We start from the raw sequence: 19,304 nt of genomic DNA on the forward strand, positions 1-19,304 counted from the left end.
CCATTTCACCCGATCAGCCAACGTGACAGTGCCACTGGCAGGTCGCTCCGACATCAACACCACGATGGGCTACAACGCCATCTACCCGACGGACGCCATCGAAGCACACCGCGCATTCATCGCCCGTCGCCGATCCCTTCGTCCCAGCGAGGAATACCGGACCCCGACGAACGAAGAGTGGGACGCCTTCCTCGCCCACTTCGAGAAGCGCAAGCTCTCTCTGGGAACCTGCGCTCGCTCGTTCGGAACGTCGTGCATCCACGAGCACGCTTGCGTCCGATGTTCGCCCCTCCGGCCGAGCCGTCCCAACGAGGCCGTCTGATCGAGATCCGCGACAACCTACTCGATCGGATCGCCGAAGCTCAGCGCGAAAGCTGGCTCGGAGAGGTCGAGGGCCTGGAGATCAGCCTGGCCGGTGCCGAGGAGAAGCCGGCCCAGCTCGATGCCGCACTCAAACCCTCGGTGATCCACCTGAGCCTGCCCACCTTCGGTCAGATCGCCGGGCGGCCCAGCACCCTCTGGCCACCTGATCTCTCGAACTACCCAGTGCCAGCCCCGGAGGCCGGTGGAAGCTCGAGGTCCGTCTTCTCGCTCGAATCGGTCGGGATACTGCCCGGTGCCCAGCCGAGCACTTCCTCGAAACGACGGGCCGCGATGGGGACAGGCGGGCGTCCGCGATCGCTCTCGTGGAGCCTGATGGTCGCCTGGCTCAACTGGGTGCGATGCGCGAGCTCCCTCACGGAAATGCCCTCGGCTTCCCGGAACTCGATGAGAGCCTTCGCCAGCCGCTCGGATTCTTCGCTCATGACCAAAGCATTCCGCATCACGAACGCTCGGTCAGCACCCTGGCCTGGTCCGCACGCAACTTGTGCTTCTCGCCGCTCCGTCAGGAGGCGAAGGCGTTCTCGACGGACTGAACCGGTGCCATCCGGCCCCAACGAGCCCTATCAAACCGTTAGTTCGGAGAAGAATCACCCTGCCGCGCCAGTAACGAGCCACAATCGTCTAGTCACATTGCGTTGGGGTGTATCAGGAGTGATCCTCCTGATACGAAAAGCGGCAGCGCGGGCTCATCGAGCGGGAGCTCCTGGCGGTGGCCGCCGGTGGGCTCGACGACGGCGGCCTGTTTGTCGACGGAGACGATCTCCCCTGTGCGCCCCCAGTCTCCGAGACGCTGTCCTCCGGCACCGAGACCTGGTGGCCGACGCCGAGGTAGTCCGGGTAGCGCTTGACCAGCTTGAGGGCGACCGGCCGGGAGATCGCCGGTGCCACAAGCTCCGCCAGCCGGTTCGCGCCCTGTCCGGCAGCGCGGGTGGCCGGCACCGCCTCGTGATCGATCTCGTCGGCCGGCATGTCCGGTTGCGCGGCCAGCAGCATGCGCGCCACCCTGCGTGCCGAGCGCTGACGCGGGGCACCCGGCGCTGCCAGCCGGGCTGTGGTCTCCAGCTCGGCCCGGTCGAGCATGTCGCTTGCTCCGCCCCGCGCGCTCACATCGTGGAGCGCCTCCGCCACACGCCCTGGCACGTTGATCGGCAACGGCTCCAAATGCAATCTCACGTTCTGCGGGGGCCGTCCGTCTACCGGTCAAGAGAGGGGAGATGCAGATGAGCACTCGACACGTCGTGATCGAGACGTACCTTGGACCGATCACGATCGTCGCCAAGGACGAGACGATCACCGGCCTGTACTTCAGGCATCATGTCCGTCGGCCCCCGCAGGAGGCGTTCGGCTCCGAGGTCAGCGACGCGACGGACTCGTTGCTGAACGAAGCGGTCCGCCAGCTGTGCGATTACCTGGCGGGACGGCGTAGGCAGTTCGGTCTTCCGCTCGCGGCCGAGGGCGACCCGTTCCAGCACGCCGTCTGGGACATCGTGAAGAGCATCCAGTGCGGTGACACGACCACCTACGGCCGTACCGCCGAGCAGGTCGGAGGCCGTGGTCTCGCGCAGCAGGTCGGACAAGCCGTGGGTGCGAACCCACTGTGCATCTTCGTCCCGTGCCATCGCGTCGTCGGTTCCAGCGGGTCCCTGACCGGGTACGCCGGCGGGCTGAAGCGCAAGCAGGCGCTGCTGGAGCTTGAGGAGCCGCCTGCAGGCGACGCCGGACGGTTGTTCTGACCGGGAATCTCACGTTTATTACCGCACGTACGTCTTCACTGGGATGGACATGAAACAACCGTTCGAGAGCGTGGTTGCGCAGCATGGTGCAACCGTGCTGCGCGTCTGCCGGGTCGTCCTCGGCCCGCACGATGCGGACGACGCGTGGTCGGAGACCTTCCTCTCCGCCATGCGCGCCTATCCCGATCTGCCGGAGACGGCGAACGTGGAGGCGTGGCTCGTGAAGATCGCGCACCGCAAGGCGATCGACGTGCTGCGTGCCGCGAAGAGGAATCCTCTGCCAGTCGACGAGGTACCGGAAGCACCAGCAGGGCAGGGCGTGCCGGATGCCGAGGACGCCGACCTGTGGGCCACGGTGAAGGAACTGCCCAGCAAGCAACGTCAGGCTATCGCCTACCGGTATGTGGCGGGGCTGGCGTACGCCGAGATCGCGGAGATCCTCGGCGGCACCGTCGAGGCGGCCCGAAGAGCCGCCGCGGACGGGCTGAAGAATCTCAGGAAACACTATCCGGGCGCGATCACGAAAGGAGCATCGTCGTGAGCGACATGCGCAACGATGACGACATGGCCGTCCTGCTGTCGACGCCTGTGGACGCCGACACTCTCCATCGCCTCCACCGCCGTCTGGAGCAGGCCGCAGAGCAAGCCGACCTGATCGATGTCGCTTACACGACCATCGACTCACCCGTCGGCAAGCTGCTGCTGGCCGCCACCCCGAAGGGGCTGGTCCGCGTGGCGTACGCCAGCGAGGACCACGACCGGGTTCTGGAAGCCCTCGGCCAGAAGCTCAGCCCGCGGATCCTGCGCGCCCCGAAGCGGCTGGACGAAGTGGCTCGCGAGATCGACGAGTACTTCGCCAAGCACCGCCAGGTCTTCGACGTGACGCTGGACCTGTCCCTGTCGCGCGGGTTCCGGCGCCTGGTGCAGACGCATCTGCCCGAGATCGGGTACGGCCAGACCCGCAGCTATCGCGACATGGCCGAGCTCGTCGGCAACCCCAAGGCCGTCCGGGCGGTGGGCACCGCCTGTGCGACCAACCCGCTGCCGATCGTCGTCCCGTGCCACCGCGTGCTGCGCACCGACGGCACCCTCGGCGGCTACATCGGCGGACTTGAGGCCAAGACCACACTGCTGGACCTGGAGGCCGCGGCATGAGCACCACAAAGGCGACCGGGCAGAAGACGGACCGTTGGCACCGTCGCGTCGAGTCCGGCGGCTGGGAGGCGATCACCGCGGAGATCAACGAGTACGGTGGCGCGCTGCTGCCGCAGTTGCTGACCTTCGAGGAGACCGCAGAGATCAGGAAACTGTACGAGCGGGACGGCCTGTTCCGCAGCACCGTCGACATGGGCCGCCACCGCTTCGGCGAGGGCCAGTACCGGTATTTCAACGCGCCGTACCCGGAACCGGTCGAACGGCTCAAGCAGGCGTTGTACCCGAGGCTGCTGCCCATCGCCCGCGACTGGTGGACCAAACTCCGCCGGCCCGCGCCGTGGCCGGACTCGCTCGATGAGTGGCTGCAGATGTGCCACGAAGCCGGCCAGACGAAGTCCACGGCGATCCTGCTCCGCTACAAGGAGAGGGACTGGAACGCTCTGCACCGCGACCTGTACGGCGACCTCGTGTTCCCGCTGCAGGTCGTGATCAACCTCAACGAGCCCGGTGTGGACCACACGGGCGGCGAGTTCCTGCTCCTGGAACAGCGCCCGCGCGCCCAGTCCCGGGGCACGTCCACGCTGCTGCCACACGGCCACGGGTACCTGTTCACCACCCGCGACCGACCGGTCAAGTCCGCCCGCGGATGGTCCGCCGCGCCGGTTCGCCACGGTGTGTCCGCCATCCGGTCCGGCGAACGTCACACCCTTGCCCTCGTCTTCCACGACGCTGCATGAACGACGCGATGAACACCTACACCCTTCTCGGGGCCGACGGCCGTCCCTACCGGTCGCCGGTGAAGGGAGAGTGGGGCGGCCACCGTGGCTCGAAGGTCTACGGACGGCTCGACTGTCCTGCAGCACTGCGCGCCGTCGCTCACGGCGGCTACGTGAGGCACCGGGTCTTCTTCGCCGACGAGGCCACGGCGGTCGCCGCCGGGTTCCGCCCTTGCGGCGCCTGCTGCAAGGTCCGCTATCAGCGGTGGAAGACCGCCCGAGAGAACGGCCGACAATGGACCCCCTGACCAGCCCCCTGCTGAAGAGGCCGGCGAGCTACGACGCAGACCTGACGGCCACGGACGCTGAGGTCGCGGCCATCGTCCAACTGGCTCGCGCCCGCCGGGCCCACACCATCGTGATCGGCTCCGGCCGTACCCCACACGCACGTGAGACCTCACGCCTGATCGAATCGGCCTGGGGTCGCGCGGGAGGCGCAACCCTCGGCACGATCACCTGGCCCGAGACCGGGGCCTCCTGGCTGCGCCACGCGTCACGGTTCGCCGCCGCCAACCCCGACCTCTGGGTAATGGCCGGCCCGGCGACCGGCTGGGCGCAGATGACCCGGCGCCTGCTCTGGTCGACCCCGTGGCGCCCCGAACGCACCCTCGCGACCACGGCGATCGGCGATCCGCGCACGCTCGCGCTCGTCGGAGGCGGTGATCCGGTGGTCGATGAGAATGGTCACGAGCCGCCGACTCGTGGGACGGGCACGCTGAACATCCCCGGACGTTCCTCCGCCAGCCGGCCCCGCGCGGCCAGACGCTTCGCCTTCGTCCGCACCCCTTCCACCTTCGCCGGGACCGGCTCCAGCCCGACTGCCGCCGCGAGTTGCCGGCAGTGCATCGCCTTCCCGCGCGTACCGCTCCCACCGGCCAGGACATCCATGATCCGCCGGTAGTCCGGCGCGAGAACCGTCGGGGCGAGCCCTTCCTGCCAGCGCGGCACCACCGAACCGGGCACCGCCGCCGTGACTTGCACCGGCCGTTCGCCAGCCACCACGGCTGGCGGCACCTCCTCGCCAGCGCGAGGATCCGCCAGAACCTCGCCCACCGTCTCACGGGCGATCACGAACCGCTCCCACGCGGCCTCCGCCTCCCGCAGCTCGGCCTGGAGAGTCTCCGCCCGCTACCGAACGGCGCGTTCACGCTCCTCCAGCAACCCCATCACCGACGGCGTCCCGGCACCTCCACCGAAGAGACGACACAACACCTCGCACCTGCCGCCGGAACGCCGCACCTACACCTGACCAGCGGAAACGTACCCGTCACTCTCGAAAAGACAACGGCTTCTGAGACCGAACCGGTGATGCCAGAGAAATCAGCGAAGTCACACCGCGAGATCTTCTGGAGAGCGAGAGCCGCTCTGCCTGCCACCGCAGTACTGTGGCTTCGCATGACCGACACCGAGATCGAGATCACCGCGGACCTGGTCCGCGATCTGCTGCAGGAGCAACATCCAGACCTTGCAGGGCTGGCCATCCGCGAGGTGGCAGGCGGCTGGGGCAACCAAATGTGGCGCCTCGGGGACGAGCTGGCCGTGCGCATGCAGCGCATGGACCCCACCCCGGAACTCCAGCTCAAGGAACGACGGTGGCTACCCGTGCTGGCCCCGCGCCTGCCGCTCCCGGTGCCGACCCCGGTACGGTTCGGCGAACCGTCCGAGCGCTTCCCCAAGCACTGGACCGTAATGACGTGGGTTCCCGGCGAGCCGCTGGACCACGGCTCGATCAGCCGCGGCGCCCACGCGGCCGACACACTGGCAGGCTTCCTCCAGGCGCTCCATGTGGAGGCGCCCGCCGAGGCCCCGATCGCCACGGACCACGGTGCCCATCCCAGAAACTGCACGGACGCCTTCGAGAACTTCTTCCAGGCCGTTGCCCCTCACGACATCGCTGCCGACGTCCGGGCCGTCTGGGCCGACGCCGTCGCGGCCCACGCATGGCAGGGCCCGCCGGTATGGGTACACGGCGACCTCCATCCCGCGAACGTCGTCGTCTCGGACGGAACGCTCTCGGGCATCGTCGACTTCGGTTGCCTGATCGCCGGCGATCCGGCGTGGGACCTCGCCGCCGCATGGGTGCTGCTACCTGCGGGCACGGCCTCACGGTTCTTCGACACGTACGCACACGCGGACGAGGCAGCGATCCGGCGCGCCCGCGGGCTGGCCGTTATGAAGAGCCTCTTCCTGATGCTCATGGGGCAGAACGGAGACCGGGGCCTTCCCGGCGGCAAGCCGAACTGGGGACCTGCCGGCCGGGCGGCACTTGATCGTGTTCTGAAGGGCGTTTGATGCAGGCAGGGGGTGCCGTAGGGGCGTGCGCAGGAGCCGGGGCGAACTCGGCAGGCAACCCGGCGTCGAAGGCGACGACATACCGAATGCGGATGTGTTCCTCGGCGATGCCGGCTTCGCGGAGCGCGTCGATCTGCCGGTCGAGGTCCTGAGCGGTCGTACTGATGCGGGCGTAGGCGAGATCGGCTTGCCGATCCGGCACACCCGGCCAAGCGGTCCGGGTGTGCCGGGCACGGTCTTGAGACCTACCGGCCGCTGCGGTCAGCGGCTGTAGCGGGGCGGCAGCACAAGGCGGTCGTTGGGGTCCAGAAGGATGTCGGCAGGGCCGAACTTTCCAGCCAGCTCTTGGATTTCAGGGTCGTCGAGGAGCAGCAGGTAGCCGTCCTCGATGAAGGGCTTGCCGTCGAGGGTGATGGTCGGCCTGTCGAACTGGCAGTCGCAGTGGGCATGCCCGGGGCCTTTGCGGTCGGCCGTTCCCTCCTGGGTGAGGCCGTCGAGGCCGAAGTAGAAGGCGCCGGCGTGCTTCTCACGCTCGAACTGGGTTCCTCCTGCGGACCGCACCTTGGGGTTGAGCCCGATCAGCGCGTGGCGCATGTAGTAGCCGTTCGGTGCGTAGCGCCGCAGTGCGGCGGCTGCGCCGCCCTCGATGGCGGTGACGCGGTTGTTGGCCAGCTCAATTGTGGTCCGTTCGGCGGGGACGCCGGTGACGGTGGATTCCTCGATGACGACGACGCCGTCGGTCTGGTCGGGGTAGAAGTTGACACCGCCGTAGGGGAAGGGGCGCCACATGCCGGGGGTCAGGGGGGCGTGGTGTCCGGCGGTGGTGAAGTTGCGGAAGGTCACATCGGTGTTGAGTGCGGTGGTCACCCGGATTTCTTCTGCAGCGGCGAGCTGGGCCGTTGCCCTGGCCTCCAGCGCAAAGTACAGATCGAGTGGGAGCCGGGCACCGGTGGACAGGGCCGCGGCGGTCGCCGTTTGGTGCAGCGAGACGAACCGGGCTCGGCGCTTGGCGATCTCATCGAAGAACAGGTGCGGTGTGTGCACCTCTCCCCACCAGGTCAGTGAGATCACGACATCGGCAGCGCCATGGGCGGCGGGCAGGAGCGGGGAGGGCGTCGCGCGGTCCCATCCGCCTGCGCTGAACGGTGCGGTGGACAGCACGTGGACGTCGGCGTTCCGGTAGGCGGCCGCTGCCGCGATGGCCTGGATGACCACCGGGTCGGTGCTGTGCTCGGCAAGTATCAGTACCTGTTCCCCTGCCGCGACGGCGGCGTACTCCAGCAGGTTGTAGACGCCGGGCATGAGCTCGGTGATCGACAAGGGTGCCGCTGTCGGCGTGTCCAGGTAGCTGAAGGGGGCGGTTACGGTCATGGTCGTCAGTCTCCGATCCGTACGGGTGTAGAACTGCATGAGGTGGTCTTCAGGAGGAGGTCCCGGCCAGCGCCGGCTCCGACTACGGCCTGGGTGAGAGTGAGGGCGACCAGCACGGTCAGCGGAAGCGCCCAGCCGCCGGTGAGGTCGTGCAGCGCGCCTAGAAGCAACGGCCCCAAAGCTGCCACCAGGTAGCCGACGCTCTGCGCCATGGAGGCGAGCGCGGCCGCCTGCGAGGCATCGGCCGCCCGCTGGCCCTGGAAGGTCAGGGCCAGGACCAGGCACGCTCCGCCGCCGAAGCCGATGAGCACACTGGAGACGACCGCCAGCTGCGGGGCCACCGCCAGCAGGGCGAAACCCAGAGCACCGATCGCCGAGGCGGCCGCGGCCAGGATCCGCTGGTCTTTCCACCGGCGGGTCAGGACGGGCAATGTGCTGCTGGAGACGAGGCCGACGATCTGGAAGAGAAACAGCTGCCACCCGGCGGCGGCCTCGCCCACTCCCTGATCGTGCACGATGCTGGGCAGCCAGGCGATGGTGCTGTAGAAGCCGAGGGACTGCAGCCCCATGAACAGGCTGACCTGCCAAGCCAGGGGGGAACGCCAGGGAATGCGCTGCCGTCCCGCATGCGTGGGCGTCGCGGGGCCGGTGCGGCGGTACTGCGGAGCCCACACCGCGTAGGCCAGCACCGCGAGGACGGCCCAGCAGCCCAGCGCGGCGCGCCATCCCCCGGGCAGATGGTCGGCCAGCGGCACGGACACTCCTGACGCCACGGCGGCCAGGAAACCCATGGCGGTGACGTACAGGCCGGTCACCTGGCTGATCCGGTCCTCCGGCACGGTGCTCTTGACCACGGACGGCAGCAGCACGTTGCCGTAGGCGATCGCGGCGGCGACCACCACAGTGCCCGCGAACAGGAAGAACGTGCCGGGAAGGGACCGCAGCACCAGCCCGACCGCCAGGACGGCCAGAGAGAGGCCCAGGGTGCGCGGGGCGCCGTAGCGGTGTGTGGTGCGGCCGACCAGCGGGGAGGTGGCGGCGAACGTGAGCAGTGGCAGGGTGCTGAGCAGTCCGGTCCAGGTTCCGGACAGGCCGGTCGATCTGCCGATGTCCGGAAGCAGCGGACCGACCCCGGTCAGCGCGGCGCGAAGGTTCGCGGCCACCAGCAACACGCCCACCAGCAGCAACGCAGACAACTGGCCGCCACGTACGGCACCGGGCACCTCGCGCATCAGGACCGGCCCCGGTCTACCGCATCGTCCTGTTCGGCAACCGCGTCCTGGCCCGCTTCGTCGGCCAGCCGACTGGTCACCTGGACCAGCATGGATGCCGCGTAGCGGGCGGCAACCGCGTCGCCGGCGGCGACTGCGTCGACGAGTGCACCATGCCAATGGTCGTGCTCGACAGCGACGTCGTCGTCCCAGGGCAGCGCCGTCAGCAAGGACGACAGAGCACTGCCCAGGTAGTCGTACAACTCCCCGAGGAGTTCGTTGCCACCGGCCTGTACCACTGCCTGATGGAAAGCGCCGTCGGCGGCAGCGACCTGCGTCATTGACCCCGAGCGGTTACTCTCCTGCACCGCCGCAAGCATCTCGCGCAGCCGCACAATGTCTGCCTGGGAGCGCCGTTCGGCAGCCAGCCCGGCGGCATGCTCCTCCAGCACCGCCCGCAACTCCAGAACATCCACCGGCCGCGTCGTGGCCGTCCGCCGCAGCAGGACGGCTTCCAACTCGTTGGCCACCCGGACATAGGTGCCGTCGCCGACCCGCGACTCCAGCAGACCCAGATGCACCAGAGCCCGCAGCGCCTCACGGACTGTATTCCGGCTGACCTGGAGCAGGCCTGCAAGCTCCAACTCTCCCGGGATCCGGGTGCCTACCGGCCATTTTCCCGTGGCCAGCTGCTCCCGCAGCTGGTCGGCGACCTGCGCGGCGAGCGTCGACGCTCGGCGCGGCTGCCGCAAAGCATCCATGGAGACCTCCAAATGTTGGACATCTGAACATCTGCATAAAAACACACGGACCGTCGAATCGGCTAGGGCCGACTTGCGCGGCCTGGCCTCCCTGTTTCAGGCAGTGCAAATTCACCTCCGGCCGTGACGGCGACTGCCTGTGCGCCGACAACCTGAGCGGACTCGCCCCCGCGCTCGTGGTGGTGCCCACCCCGGACGCGGTCGCCGATCCCGGCCGCCGCTACGCCGAGCGGCTCCACGCGGCCGGGACGCCCGTGCGGCTTTTGTGCAGATCTCACACGAGGCCGATCGGACCCGCGTGAGCGTCGTGAACACCGCTCCGCCGGCTGACCGATCGGCGTTCGCGGCCGTGGGCCCGACGATCGGCACCGGTGGCAGGGGTCTGACGGGGCTCAGAGAGCGGGTGACGGTGCTCGGCGGCACCCTGTGGACCGGCCCGCACCAGGGCGGATTCCGTGTCACTGCAGTCCTCCCGCACCAGGTCGCGACCTGCCCGGAGACGCCGACGCCGCGACCGGGGACGCCGATGTCGCGACGGGAGGCGGCGCCCGCAGTCCGCGGGCCGCACGCAGGGGCCGCTCACCTGGCCCCGGCAAGGGCACCGCCGTACCGGAGTCCGTCACAGGGCTCGCCTCCGTACGGAATGCTGCCCGCCGCCGATCCGTCGTCGCCTTCGCAGCTCCTGGCGTCGCAGCCGCCTTCTTCGTACCCGCAGCCGTATACCTGGCCTGGCAGTTGACAATCAGCGTGCTGCCGCCGTCCCGGTTCGACGAGCTGACCATCGGCCGCCCCCGTGGCGAACTCGCTCCCTTGCTGCCGGACCACGCCTAACCATTCCCGCCCGACCATGCCCGTTCCGCGCCCCAACAGCCTTGCACCCGTTGCGAGTTCTACCGATCCGGCCGCGACCCGTTGACCGAGGTCGACCTCTACCGGATCTGCTGGCCAGGCAACACGCTGGCGACGAAGGACACCGTGCCCGCAAGCCGGTCGACAGTTCCGCGGCCGCCTTCCGCACCGTCGAGGAGAAGCTGAACCGCAGCGATCCAGGACTGGTGAAGATCATTACCGACCAGAGCAGGTCGAGCTACGTTGAGTGAGAGGTTGAGTGAGAGGACGAGAACCACATGGATGTGTATGAAGCCGTGGACGGCCGCCGGGCCGTGCGGGCGTTCAGCGACGAGCCGGTGCCGCAAGAGGTTCTCGAACGAGTGCTGACCGCAGCGACGCGGGCTCCGTCGAGTGGGAACCTCCAGCCGTGGCATGCCTATGTCGTGGCCGGCGAGCCCCTGGCCGAACTGAAGAGGCGCGCGACGGCCAGGGCACTGGCGGGCGACCCGGGCGACGAGCGGGAGTACCCGATGTACCCGGCCGAACTGGCCTCGCCGTATATGGGCCGCTTCGCCGCCGCGGCCGCCCAGCGGTACGAAGCGTTGGGCATCGAGCGCGACGACCCCGACCGGCCCATGAAGATCGCTGCCTTGAACTCGGAGGCGTTCGGGGCGCCGCTCGTGCTGTTCTGCTACCTCGGCCGGACGATGGGCCCCGGGCAGTGGGCGGACGCGGGGATGTATTTGCAGACGGTCATGCTGTTGCTGAGGGCGGAGGGGTTGCACAGCTGCCCCCAGGTGATGTGGACGATGTATCGCAAGACCGTCAGCCAGATGGTCGGAGCCGACGACGAGCTCGTGCTGCTCTGCGGTGTCTCGGTGGGATTCGAGAAAGAAGGCGCGCCACGGCTGCGCACCGGACGGGCGGACATGACGGAAACAGTGAAATTCATCGGATTATGACCCGTGGCCGTGCGCAAGCAGATGACCGAACTCACCGAGCAGACCTGGCGGTTGATCGGCTGCTCATCGCTGGTCCTGGTCGCCGGCGCGGACGCCGAGGGCAACTGCGACGTCTCGCCGCGCGGCGGCCCCGCCGGGTTCGTTGCCGTCCTGGACGCGCGGACGGTGGCGATACCGGACGCGACCGACAGAACGGCACAGTGCGCGGCGGCCTGCGTCACTCGCCGCGCGCCGCCTTCGCGTTTCTGGCCATCGTCGTGGCCAACACGGTCATGGGGGCAATACGGCCGCTGCGGCCGGGGCAGCCGCGGACCGATGTCGCCCTCGTGGTTCTCCACGCGTGCGTCTGACCCGCACCCGGACCGGCGCTGCCGTCGTAGTTGGCGTACTCGGGGTCGTCGTAGCCGGGTCCGACGATGGGTACAGGGGGCCTCTTTCCTGGTCTCGATCAGTCAAGGTCGGTGCCGGCCAGGGTGAACTGCAAGTGCGATGTGGGGGACGGTGGTCAGGCAGAGTTCCGCCGCCGTGCTCGGATCGGGCGCGGTGCGCGCCTCCTGCAGTGCCAACAGTCCGGTCAGCACTGCGGAGTCGGCCGCTTCGTCGAGGACCTCGCCGGCGGCGAGTTCGCCGCCGGCCACCAGCTCGCGCGGCGAGGCAGCCGCCTCCTACGGGTCGGTCCGCCACCGCGCGGCCACCTCGTCGCCGGCACTCGTCAGGTCCATCGCGGCGGCCTGGTGCACCGTCGGCAGAGGCACACCGTGCTCACCCGGCGGGCCGGCCCGCTCCGCGACTTGCTGGGCCATGGCGACGTCGCACCGTGCGGCGTACGTCCGCCGGGCTTGCTGTCGCTCCCGCGCCACGGCGGCCGGCCACCGGGCATCGTCCTCGGCGCGGGCCCGGTCCAGCAGAAGGCCGGCGCTGAGGCTGACCTGGATACGTGGCAAGAGGCTCACGCCCACGGCCTCCTGGCCGGGCGGGGCCGCGGCGGTCGGCTCGTGGACCGCGCCCGCCGCTTCGGCACAGGCGCCGATCAGCGTGGTCAGGGCGGCAACCAGCCGCGCGTGGCGGCGTCGGCGGGCGGGCCGGGGCCGTCGGGGGCGCCGGGGCGGCGGGCGACGAACGGGTGCCGGGGCTCAGTCGATGTCGATGCCGGATGCGGCGAAGACCTCCGCCGCGTCCGGCACCGCCAGGACGCCGTCCTCCACGAAGGTGACCTCCCGCAGGTTGGGCAGCAGGGCGAGGTCGTCGAGCGAGCGGACGTCGAACAGGTCGTCCTCGCCGTCCCAGGCGGGGGCGCAGTGCCGGAAGACGTCCGCCCCGGCGTCGAAGCACAGCTCCTCGACGCGGGCGAGCAGCTCGGCCGGGATCTCCAGGTCCTCGAAATGGGACCGGGACTCCGGCAGCACCTCCGCGTGGAGGCCGTTCTCCAGGACGTAGGACGCGGGGTCGCCGATCCCCCGCTCGGCCAGCCGCGCGGGCAGGTCGTAGACCGGAAGGAGCGGCTCGGGGCCGTACATGAGCTCCTCGATGACGAGCAGCTTGAGGTTGAAGTCGCGGAATTGGCTCATGGGACAGGAGTACCACGGAGGTACGACACGGGTCCTCCGCCCGGCCCCCGGCCGGGCAGAGGAAGGCAGCGGCGGACCGGGCCGTCCCCCTGGCCGGGCCCGGCCGCGCTCAGGCCGCCACGGCGGTCAGCCTGCGGAAGCACATGCCGTGGCAGCCGTGGAGGCGGCGCAGCTCGCAGGCGGCGACCAAGTGGCGGCGAGGGCACCGCCGAGGGGGACCAGCGCAGGGACGTCCGGCCAGTCGTTCAGGGGGAGAAAGATGTCCTGCAGGGCGAGTTCCCAAGCGGGGGCCACCGTGATCAGGGCGGGGAGCGCCTGGCGGATCTCGACCGTGCGGAACATGTGGCGGGAGATGGCCGGGACCGCGAAGTAGAGGAACCGGGAACCGGAGGGCGACGGCTGACGCTCGTCCGCCCGCTCCCGGCGCTGCTCCAACGTGATGGTGGAGTCGGGTATCAGGGCCTGTATCCCTTATCGAGACGAGTGTTGAATCTACTCACGCGCCTGATGGCAATCAGCATCGGAATGCAGTGCAGTTGATCGAATCGAGAACTGCGAGGTCTTCCTTCGTCAGATGCATTGAGCCTGCCGCCAGGTTGTCGATGAGGTGGTCCGGGTTGCCCGTTCCTGGTATGGCTAGGACATGTTTGCCCTGTCGCAGGATCCATGCCAGACGTACCTGCGCCGGTGACACTCCGTGCGCACGGGCGACAGCGAGGATCTGTTCCTCCTCAGCGTGGATGGCGCCTGCTTCGCGCCCCTCGCCGGCGATGGAGAAGAAGGGCACGAACGCGATGCCGTGTGCGGCGCACGTGTGGAGCATCTCAGTGCTGGCGCGTGCGTCGATGCCGTAGCGGTTCTGGACGCATACCACGGGCGCGATTGCTTGGGCTTGGGCCAGGTGAGTGGGGCGTGCGCCGGAGATGCCGAGGTGGCGGATGAGTCCGGCTTCACGCAGCTCGGCAAGGGCTCCGAAGTGCTCGCTGATCGAGTCCTGGCCCATGAGGCGCAGGTTGACCACGTCGAGGTGGTCGCGGCCGAGCTGACGCAGATTCTCCTCGACTTGGCCGCGCAGCTGACCGGGCCGGGCCGGGGCCGTCCACTCACCGGACGCGTCCCGTGTGGGGCCGACCTTGGTGGCGATCACCAAGTCGTCCGGGTACGGAGCCAATGCCGCGTTGATCAGCTCGTTGGCGGAGCGTAGCCGCGAGAAGTAGAACGCAGCGGTGTCGATGTGGTTGACGCCGAGTTCCAGCGCACGGCGCAGTACGCCGATCACCTGGCTGCGGTCACGCGCGATGCCCTGATGGAAGGCGGCACTGCCGGTCAACCGCATGGCACCTAATCCGATCCGGTTGACCGCGAGGTCCCCCAACAGCCAGGTGCCTGCGGTCCCCGCAGAGACTGTCTCCAGCGTCATCTCTTCCAGCACTCCCCTCGCAACAGCCCACGCTCATCGATGATTTGAGGTGGAATAGGCGTGGAGTATGCCCAAGAGGGAGCCTTGACGAGAAGGCGCCTGATGGCGGAGGAATGTCACAGCCAAAATGGGAATCTACGCAGGGGACGCACGGTTGATCCTGGTGTCGCTTTCACCCCGTGAACTCGGTTCACGAGCCCAGCCAGATGAGGAGAGCGGCGGCGGTGACAGCGCCGAGGTAGATGCATCCGCGCTGGTCCTAACGGGTGGCCACGGCCCCGAACTGCGCCGCCGCCGATGATCCGGTGGAGGGCGGCGTACGCATCGTCCAGGCGTACGGCCTGGCAGTGCTCGACGAAGCCACGCCGGCCCGTCTTGTCCGCAAGCCACAGGAACGGCGCGCCGCGGTCGATCGCCGGGTGTGTCACGCAGTTGATGGCTGCGCCGGCTGGTGTGGGTCCAGGGTGATGGCCGGGCTGCCGTCACCCTGGAGCCCGTGGGTGGGTTCCTGTCTCCTTGGGGGCGCCGGGCGTGATGGTCGGTGGGCTGGTCCTGCGGTCCGCGACGGTGTCCAGGCCGCGGGCCTGTCCGGGGCTGGCGTCGGTCAGCTACGAGGCGGTTCCGCCCTTGCAGAGGTGTGCGCGGCCATCGGCGAAGGGCGGTGGCGAGGAGGAGCCTGAGGGCTGTGGCCATGCCGCCGGGCTTCCACATCACCCGTACTACGGAGTCCGTGGCGGTGCGGCAGGCGGCCGCCGGGCGGGGTGGGGCTGTGTCAGGCGAAGATCTTCCAGTTGTTCTGGAGGTCCTGCATCAGGGTGTCGTACTTCGGCCCGGCCTTGTCCCACTGGGTTTCGACGCTGCCGGTGGCTTCGGCGTCGATCTCCCTGGCGGCGTTCCAGGTCTGGGCGGACAGATCGCTTGAGGTCTTGTAGGCGCTGACGATCAAGTCCTGGGATTCGGGGTGTGCGTGTCCTGATGCTTTGAGCCCTTCTGCCAACTTGCCGTTCAGGTCTGCGAGGGCCTGCTTGTTCTTGTCCTCCTGCGCATTGGCCCCTGCATCGAGCTGGTCCTGGGTGATCTTCTTCTCGTGGGCCTGGAGCAGGAGACCGACAATGGTCTTCTTGCTGTCGGCCAGAAGGGCGAGTTCCTGCTGCAGGGTGTCCGCGAGAGCCTTCTTCGCGTCTTCGGGGAGTTTACTGAAGTCGTCGTGCGTGTAGGGGGCGGCGGACCGGGGAGACGTGGGGCGTTCCCCGCCGGTGGTGATCGCCTCCAAGGTCGCCTTGTGGTGGGCGTTGAGCTCGTCGAGGAGGGTGTCGAACTGGGCGTCGGTCAACGGCTGGTCGAGGTTCTGTGCCATGTGTTTCTCCCCGGTTGTCACTGCCCGTGCCGGATGCGCGAGCCTGGTCCGTTGAGGGGCCGGGCGGCTGCCCGGCCCCCGATTCGTGGTGCCGAGCCAAAGGGGGCGGGGCGCCGTGGGGTGCTGCGGCGCTTCCCGCCCCCGGCCGTGGGGCGGGGCTCAGCCGAAGAGGCCGTGCCACCAGCTCTTCAGGGTTTCCACCGCGCCGCCGAACCAGCTGACGACCTGGTTCCACCACTGCTGGATCTGATCGGCGAGCTTCTGGAAGAAGTCCTTTACCGCGCCCCAGAGATTGCTGACGATCCACTCACCGGCATCGCTGAAGGCTTGAGCGATCTCGTTCTGCTTTTCCGGGTGTGCGTGACCGGATGCCTTGAGCTTTTCAGCTGTATCGTTCTGGTCCTTGGTGAACTTCTCGATGTTCTCTTTCTTCTGCTTGTCGATCAGCTCGTCGAATGAATCCCCGCTGATCTTTCCGTTCTTGTAATCCTCCGAGATGCTGGAGATGTGACCCGTCTGCCCGTTGGCCTGGCTGGCGTTGGCTTCCCTGGAGCTGGCGAACGCGTCGATCGAATCCTGGGGCAGGTCCGTGTAGTCGTTGCTGACGCCCTCGAACTCCTTCGGCATGACGAAGGGAGCCGGCTTCGGCCGGCCGGCCGAGATGGCGATGAGCGTCGCCTGGTGATGGGCGTTGATCCGGTCGATGAGCTCGTCGAACTCATCGTTGGTCAGCTGCGGAGCAGCGGGGGTCTGAGCGGTCATGAGGCACCTGTCTCTCGGCTGTTCGGTCTGCCCATGGGCACGACTGTCCCCCGGACAGGGGCGGCGTCGGCCTTCCGGGGAACCCCTGGAAGTACGAACGAATTACCGCCCTCGTCTGGTTGAACCGTCTATTCTTTTGAGATGAACAAGAATTCCCGAAATGCGGAACCACTTCTATCTCATACCGGCTCGCCCTCACCACCCGTACCGGCCAGTATGCGCGGCTCAGGGCAGGCACTCACTCGGGAGGATGGCAACCGGAAAGAAATTGATCAGCACACGTTGACCAGCCAGCGGAGAAATTTAATTCTCAATGGTCGATATTTCATCAACAGTGCACCTGAAGACCCCACCGGTCACCCATCCGGAGAGCAGGGAGGAAAACAGGAGAGGAAGCCCGCGCCCCCAACTTGTCGCTTGTATTCCGGCGTCGAACGCGTGGGGCGATGTCCGAAGCGCGACAGGATGAGCTGGACGCGGTCGATCTGGGGTGGTGCCCGGTATGGGACACCGGGTGGCAGCGCTACTACCGCCTTGCCCAGAATCACGTCCAGGCCGGCGGCACACTCCCCACAGCTGAGAGCGACGTCGTCGTCCAGGGCGAGAACCTCGGACGACGGGTCACGGCGCAACGGTTCGGGTGGGGGCAACTCCTGTCTGTACAGCAGTGGATCCGGGAGAACACCTCAAGGTCACACCGTCCGGTGAGGACGAGCGGCTGTGGTGGTGCCGGCCTCGGCGGGGCGCAGCGCCCCGGTGGTGGGCTGGGGCGCTGTCGTCGTGTGCGGGGTGGTCGCCGGCAGGGGCTCGGGCCGGTCGGGGGCGAAGTCGTCGCCCGTCCCGTCGGCCGGGCTGCAGTGTCCGGCGGTGCGTGTACCACGGGGAAGTACGCCGCGGCGAAGTAGATCTCGCGGGGTGAGTGTCTGTCTCGGTAGCGCGGACTGGCGATCCGAAAATTCAGTCAGGGCCGTTCGGTTGACGTTCCTGTTCCTGTCTTCGCGTCGCAGGCTTCGTGGAATCGTTCCAGGATGAGCCCGACGAGTTCGGGCGCGTCGCCCAGCGGCTCGGAGATGCCGACCGCGCCGGCCTCGGTCGACGAGTCGGCGGCCCGGCGAAACAGCCTCCCGGGTGCCAGGCAATAGGACGCGACCGCGACCCGGCGTGCTCCCGCGAGACGCAGTTGCTCGATCGCCTCCGCGGGTGTCGGTGACACGGTCGACGCGAAACCGGCCAGGCACGGCAGCCCGAGGTCCGCACCCAACGCGGATGCCATGGCACTCACCGACCGGCAGGCGTCGCTGTCGCTACTGCCCGCAGCAGCCAGCACCACGGCGTCGAACTCGACGTCCAGCTCGGCGAGACGGCGCCGCAGCGCTGCGACCAGGCGCGCGTCGGGCACGTGCAAAGGACTGCCCAGGACGGACGTCACGACCGGCACCGGGGCCCCAGGGCCGGACAGCGCCATGGGCAGGTCGACCCGGGCGTGAAAAGCGGAGGTGAGCAGCAACGGCACCACCACCACACGGCCGTGTCCGGTCCCCGCGAGGGTGTGCAGCACCTGACGCGCTGTGGGGTGGGCGTGCCGGAGGTAGGCGACCTCGACCCGGCGCGCCCGGGACAGCCCGACCACGCGGGCGAGCGCACGAGTGGTCTCCTGCGCCCGGGGGTCGATGCTGCCGTGCGCCAGCAGGAGCAACGTGCTCACGTCGGACCCGGGGACCTGCTGGCGCGGCGACTCAATCACGTCGGTCACTGTCGAACCACTCTCTTCACACGACATGGACACAATGGAGTGACGATGACATTACTCTCCGCAAAGGTTCGGCAGGCCGGGCGACTCCAGGCCGGCCAGAGGCCCATGACGGGCGGGATCCCGCGCCATGCTTTCGGCGAGCCGCTGTGGGGTGGTGCTCCACAACCTCGATCGGTCGAAAGCGCCCCTCCGGGTAGGTCAGGGAGCTGTGCTGGATCGATGCCGAACGAACGGAGCCCGACGCCCGGACCTGCGCGACCTGCCGCGCCCGACCTGTTCACCTGGACCGGTCAGTTCGCGGTTGGCTGCACGGGATGTCTCAAGTTTCTCCGCTCGTTCGTCGAGGGCTCCCCCGCGAGCGGGTTGGTCGCCTCCACCACCTCGACGCCGCCGGTGAACTGCCGCGCGAGGGTCGTCATCCCCATGCCGGTCGTTCCGTGGGTGGGCGGGGCCAGCTCGATGTCCTGGCACGCCTTGTCCGCGCCACCGAGGAACCGAAGGCAGTAGCGACACGAGACCGCCGCCGGAGTGGCTGATGATGTCGACCTGGGACGCGCCGGTCGACGTCAGCACCCGGTCCACGAACTCGCTCAGTTCCTTGGCGGAGTCCTTCACCGGCCCCAGCCCGTGCAGGACCGGCACGTCCGGCAGTGCGCCGTAGTCGGACCGAAAGACGAGGTAGCCGGCAGCGACCAGCATCGGCGCGGTGGCGATCCAGTAGTTGTCGGCGTTGCCGAAACTGCCGTGGACCAGGGCCAGGACCAGGACCAGCGGCCGCGGTCGGGCCTTGCTCGGCGTGGCCTGCCAGTCGTCGATGCCCGGCAGCTTCACCGTCCGGCGGGCGATGTCGGCGTACCCGCTGGCAGCGGCAGGCTTGCTCGGGTCGAGTGACGCACCTATGGCCGTCCGCTTCCCTTCCTGTGCGGTGAGAACAGCGCGACAGGACAGGCGTCTCGCAGGCCGCGAAC

Annotated in this window: 23 protein-coding genes and 3 pseudogenes; 11 read left to right on the forward strand and 15 right to left on the reverse strand. The window is 68.5% G+C overall.

Annotated features, from left to right (window positions below; genetic code table 11):
• Positions 1 to 322 (forward strand): annotated as a pseudogene (locus tag EES42_RS45670) (hypothetical protein); the annotation flags it as partial.
• A 17-nt stretch (positions 323 to 339) separates the two neighbouring features.
• On the opposite strand, the gene EES42_RS47365 reads toward EES42_RS45670, so the two are convergent.
• From EES42_RS47365 to EES42_RS31315, 3 genes are all read right to left on the reverse strand, one after another.
• Complete coding sequence (locus tag EES42_RS47365; protein WP_266499218.1) at positions 340 to 471, reverse strand: hypothetical protein; 132 nt, start codon at positions 469 to 471, stop codon at positions 340 to 342.
• Positions 472 to 539: 68 nt separating this feature from the next.
• On the reverse strand, positions 540 to 806 hold the full coding sequence (locus EES42_RS31310) for a helix-turn-helix domain-containing protein (RefSeq protein WP_206433668.1): 267 nt from the start codon (positions 804 to 806) through the stop codon (positions 540 to 542).
• A 223-nt stretch (positions 807 to 1,029) separates the two neighbouring features.
• The gene (locus EES42_RS31315; protein WP_124721669.1) at positions 1,030 to 1,464 is read right to left on the reverse strand and encodes a hypothetical protein; all 435 of its coding nucleotides are present in this window, start codon (positions 1,462 to 1,464) and stop codon (positions 1,030 to 1,032) included.
• Positions 1,465 to 1,604: 140 nt separating this feature from the next.
• Between EES42_RS31315 and EES42_RS31320 the strand changes: the two genes are divergently transcribed.
• Genes EES42_RS31320 through EES42_RS31340 form a run of 5 tightly spaced genes read left to right on the forward strand, consistent with a single transcriptional unit; the run spans position 1,605 to position 4,296 of the window.
• Positions 1,605 to 2,117 carry a methylated-DNA--[protein]-cysteine S-methyltransferase gene (locus EES42_RS31320; protein WP_124721670.1) on the forward strand — a complete coding sequence of 171 codons (513 nt, stop codon included), beginning with the start codon at positions 1,605 to 1,607 and terminating at the stop codon, positions 2,115 to 2,117.
• 49 nt (positions 2,118 to 2,166) lie between these two features.
• Positions 2,167 to 2,658 carry an RNA polymerase sigma factor gene (locus EES42_RS31325; RefSeq protein WP_124721671.1) on the forward strand — a complete coding sequence of 164 codons (492 nt, stop codon included), beginning with the start codon at positions 2,167 to 2,169 and terminating at the stop codon, positions 2,656 to 2,658.
• Positions 2,659 to 2,663: 5 nt separating this feature from the next.
• Positions 2,664 to 3,272, forward strand: coding sequence for a methylated-DNA--[protein]-cysteine S-methyltransferase (locus EES42_RS31330; protein ID WP_124722165.1), 609 nt, complete (start codon positions 2,664 to 2,666; stop codon positions 3,270 to 3,272).
• Positions 3,269 to 4,009 (forward strand): 2OG-Fe(II) oxygenase, encoded by a 741-nt coding sequence (locus EES42_RS31335; RefSeq protein WP_124721672.1) that lies wholly within the window; start codon positions 3,269 to 3,271, stop codon positions 4,007 to 4,009. Before EES42_RS31330 ends, EES42_RS31335 begins: the two co-directional genes overlap by 4 nt.
• Positions 4,006 to 4,296, forward strand: coding sequence for an Ada metal-binding domain-containing protein (locus EES42_RS31340; protein WP_206433669.1), 291 nt, complete (start codon positions 4,006 to 4,008; stop codon positions 4,294 to 4,296). The genes EES42_RS31335 and EES42_RS31340 overlap by 4 nt, the downstream gene beginning before the upstream one ends.
• A 436-nt stretch (positions 4,297 to 4,732) precedes the next feature.
• Here the strand turns inward: EES42_RS31340 and EES42_RS31350 are convergent, their stop codons facing one another.
• Positions 4,733 to 5,119: a hypothetical protein gene (locus EES42_RS31350; protein ID WP_323186656.1), complete on the reverse strand. Its 387-nt coding sequence runs from the start codon at positions 5,117 to 5,119 to the stop codon at positions 4,733 to 4,735.
• Between the two features lie 324 nt (positions 5,120 to 5,443).
• Here EES42_RS31350 and EES42_RS31355 point away from each other — a divergent pair, with 324 nt between their 5' ends.
• On the forward strand, positions 5,444 to 6,340 hold the full coding sequence (locus tag EES42_RS31355; RefSeq protein WP_124721673.1) for an aminoglycoside phosphotransferase family protein: 897 nt from the start codon (positions 5,444 to 5,446) through the stop codon (positions 6,338 to 6,340).
• A 25-nt stretch (positions 6,341 to 6,365) separates the two neighbouring features.
• Entirely contained in the window at positions 6,366 to 6,614 is a 249-nt protein-coding gene (locus EES42_RS31360) for a hypothetical protein (RefSeq protein WP_124721674.1), read from the forward strand.
• On the opposite strand, the gene EES42_RS31365 is transcribed toward EES42_RS31360, so the two are convergent.
• The 3 genes from EES42_RS31365 to EES42_RS31375 are packed head-to-tail and all read right to left on the reverse strand — an operon-like array spanning position 6,602 to position 9,683.
• Complete coding sequence (locus EES42_RS31365; RefSeq protein ID WP_124721675.1) at positions 6,602 to 7,711, reverse strand: hypothetical protein; 1,110 nt, start codon at positions 7,709 to 7,711, stop codon at positions 6,602 to 6,604. The genes EES42_RS31360 and EES42_RS31365 overlap by 13 nt on opposite strands.
• A gap of 5 nt (positions 7,712 to 7,716) precedes the next feature.
• Entirely contained in the window at positions 7,717 to 8,943 is a 1,227-nt protein-coding gene (locus tag EES42_RS31370; protein ID WP_124721676.1) for a CynX/NimT family MFS transporter, read from the reverse strand.
• Positions 8,943 to 9,683 carry a FadR/GntR family transcriptional regulator gene (locus tag EES42_RS31375; RefSeq protein WP_124721677.1) on the reverse strand — a complete coding sequence of 247 codons (741 nt, stop codon included), beginning with the start codon at positions 9,681 to 9,683 and terminating at the stop codon, positions 8,943 to 8,945. The genes EES42_RS31370 and EES42_RS31375 overlap by 1 nt, the downstream gene beginning before the upstream one ends.
• 137 nt (positions 9,684 to 9,820) lie before the next feature.
• Between EES42_RS31375 and EES42_RS31380 the strand changes: the two are divergent.
• The 3 genes and pseudogenes from EES42_RS31380 to EES42_RS31395 form a co-directional block, all read left to right on the forward strand.
• Positions 9,821 to 9,946 (forward strand): annotated as a pseudogene (locus EES42_RS31380) (alpha/beta hydrolase fold domain-containing protein); the annotation flags it as partial.
• Between the two features lie 864 nt (positions 9,947 to 10,810).
• Entirely contained in the window at positions 10,811 to 11,476 is a 666-nt protein-coding gene (locus EES42_RS31390; RefSeq protein ID WP_124721679.1) for a nitroreductase, read from the forward strand.
• 6 nt (positions 11,477 to 11,482) lie between these two features.
• Positions 11,483 to 11,662: pseudogene (locus EES42_RS31395) on the forward strand (pyridoxamine 5'-phosphate oxidase); the annotation flags it as partial.
• A 479-nt stretch (positions 11,663 to 12,141) separates the two neighbouring features.
• Here EES42_RS31395 and EES42_RS31400 read toward each other — a convergent pair.
• The 8 genes from EES42_RS31400 to EES42_RS45045 all read right to left on the reverse strand — a co-directional run bounded on the left by EES42_RS31400 (position 12,142) and on the right by EES42_RS45045 (position 19,167).
• Positions 12,142 to 12,429: a hypothetical protein gene (locus EES42_RS31400; RefSeq protein WP_124721680.1), complete on the reverse strand. Its 288-nt coding sequence runs from the start codon at positions 12,427 to 12,429 to the stop codon at positions 12,142 to 12,144.
• 180 nt (positions 12,430 to 12,609) lie between these two features.
• Complete coding sequence (locus tag EES42_RS31405) at positions 12,610 to 13,044, reverse strand: DUF6892 domain-containing protein (protein ID WP_124721681.1); 435 nt, start codon at positions 13,042 to 13,044, stop codon at positions 12,610 to 12,612.
• A 126-nt stretch (positions 13,045 to 13,170) separates the two neighbouring features.
• Complete coding sequence (locus EES42_RS31410; RefSeq protein ID WP_124721682.1) at positions 13,171 to 13,479, reverse strand: hypothetical protein; 309 nt, start codon at positions 13,477 to 13,479, stop codon at positions 13,171 to 13,173.
• Positions 13,480 to 13,558: 79 nt separating this feature from the next.
• Entirely contained in the window at positions 13,559 to 14,464 is a 906-nt protein-coding gene (locus tag EES42_RS31415; RefSeq protein ID WP_124721683.1) for an aldo/keto reductase, read from the reverse strand.
• A 772-nt stretch (positions 14,465 to 15,236) separates the two neighbouring features.
• Positions 15,237 to 15,821 (reverse strand): hypothetical protein, encoded by a 585-nt coding sequence (locus EES42_RS31420; protein WP_124721684.1) that lies wholly within the window; start codon positions 15,819 to 15,821, stop codon positions 15,237 to 15,239.
• Positions 15,822 to 15,980: 159 nt separating this feature from the next.
• A complete protein-coding gene (locus EES42_RS31425; protein ID WP_124721685.1) occupies positions 15,981 to 16,583 on the reverse strand; it encodes a hypothetical protein in 603 nt (200 codons plus the stop codon).
• A gap of 961 nt (positions 16,584 to 17,544) precedes the next feature.
• Positions 17,545 to 18,288: a sirohydrochlorin chelatase gene (locus EES42_RS31430; RefSeq protein ID WP_206433671.1), complete on the reverse strand. Its 744-nt coding sequence runs from the start codon at positions 18,286 to 18,288 to the stop codon at positions 17,545 to 17,547.
• A gap of 246 nt (positions 18,289 to 18,534) precedes the next feature.
• On the reverse strand, positions 18,535 to 19,167 hold the full coding sequence (locus EES42_RS45045) for an esterase/lipase family protein (protein WP_164495396.1): 633 nt from the start codon (positions 19,165 to 19,167) through the stop codon (positions 18,535 to 18,537).
• Between the last annotated feature and the right edge of the window lie 137 nt (positions 19,168 to 19,304).

The organism is Streptomyces sp. ADI95-17 (genome assembly GCF_003846175.1).
Taxonomy (GTDB): domain Bacteria; phylum Actinomycetota; class Actinomycetes; order Streptomycetales; family Streptomycetaceae; genus Streptomyces; species Streptomyces sanglieri.

What these genes read in the sequence shown, in the direction of transcription:
- EES42_RS31310 (WP_206433668.1), bottom strand. Translation starts at nt 806, where the DNA reads ATGAGCGAAGAATCCGAGCGGCTGGCGAAGGCTCTCATCGAGTTCCGG.
- EES42_RS31315 (WP_124721669.1), bottom strand. Translation starts at nt 1,464, where the DNA reads ATGCTCGACCGGGCCGAGCTGGAGACCACAGCCCGGCTGGCAGCGCCG.
- EES42_RS31320 (WP_124721670.1), top strand. Translation starts at nt 1,605, where the DNA reads ATGAGCACTCGACACGTCGTGATCGAGACGTACCTTGGACCGATCACG.
- EES42_RS31325 (WP_124721671.1), top strand. Translation starts at nt 2,167, where the DNA reads ATGAAACAACCGTTCGAGAGCGTGGTTGCGCAGCATGGTGCAACCGTG.
- EES42_RS31330 (WP_124722165.1), top strand. Translation starts at nt 2,664, where the DNA reads ATGCGCAACGATGACGACATGGCCGTCCTGCTGTCGACGCCTGTGGAC.
- EES42_RS31335 (WP_124721672.1), top strand. Translation starts at nt 3,269, where the DNA reads ATGAGCACCACAAAGGCGACCGGGCAGAAGACGGACCGTTGGCACCGT.
- EES42_RS31340 (WP_206433669.1), top strand. Translation starts at nt 4,006, where the DNA reads ATGAACGACGCGATGAACACCTACACCCTTCTCGGGGCCGACGGCCGT.
- EES42_RS31355 (WP_124721673.1), top strand. Translation starts at nt 5,444, where the DNA reads ATGACCGACACCGAGATCGAGATCACCGCGGACCTGGTCCGCGATCTG.
- EES42_RS31365 (WP_124721675.1), bottom strand. Translation starts at nt 7,711, where the DNA reads ATGACCGTAACCGCCCCCTTCAGCTACCTGGACACGCCGACAGCGGCA.
- EES42_RS31370 (WP_124721676.1), bottom strand. Translation starts at nt 8,943, where the DNA reads ATGCGCGAGGTGCCCGGTGCCGTACGTGGCGGCCAGTTGTCTGCGTTG.
- EES42_RS31375 (WP_124721677.1), bottom strand. Translation starts at nt 9,683, where the DNA reads ATGGATGCTTTGCGGCAGCCGCGCCGAGCGTCGACGCTCGCCGCGCAG.
- EES42_RS31390 (WP_124721679.1), top strand. Translation starts at nt 10,811, where the DNA reads ATGGATGTGTATGAAGCCGTGGACGGCCGCCGGGCCGTGCGGGCGTTC.
- EES42_RS31405 (WP_124721681.1), bottom strand. Translation starts at nt 13,044, where the DNA reads ATGAGCCAATTCCGCGACTTCAACCTCAAGCTGCTCGTCATCGAGGAG.
- EES42_RS31415 (WP_124721683.1), bottom strand. Translation starts at nt 14,464, where the DNA reads ATGACGCTGGAGACAGTCTCTGCGGGGACCGCAGGCACCTGGCTGTTG.
- EES42_RS31420 (WP_124721684.1), bottom strand. Translation starts at nt 15,821, where the DNA reads ATGGCACAGAACCTCGACCAGCCGTTGACCGACGCCCAGTTCGACACC.
- EES42_RS31425 (WP_124721685.1), bottom strand. Translation starts at nt 16,583, where the DNA reads ATGACCGCTCAGACCCCCGCTGCTCCGCAGCTGACCAACGATGAGTTC.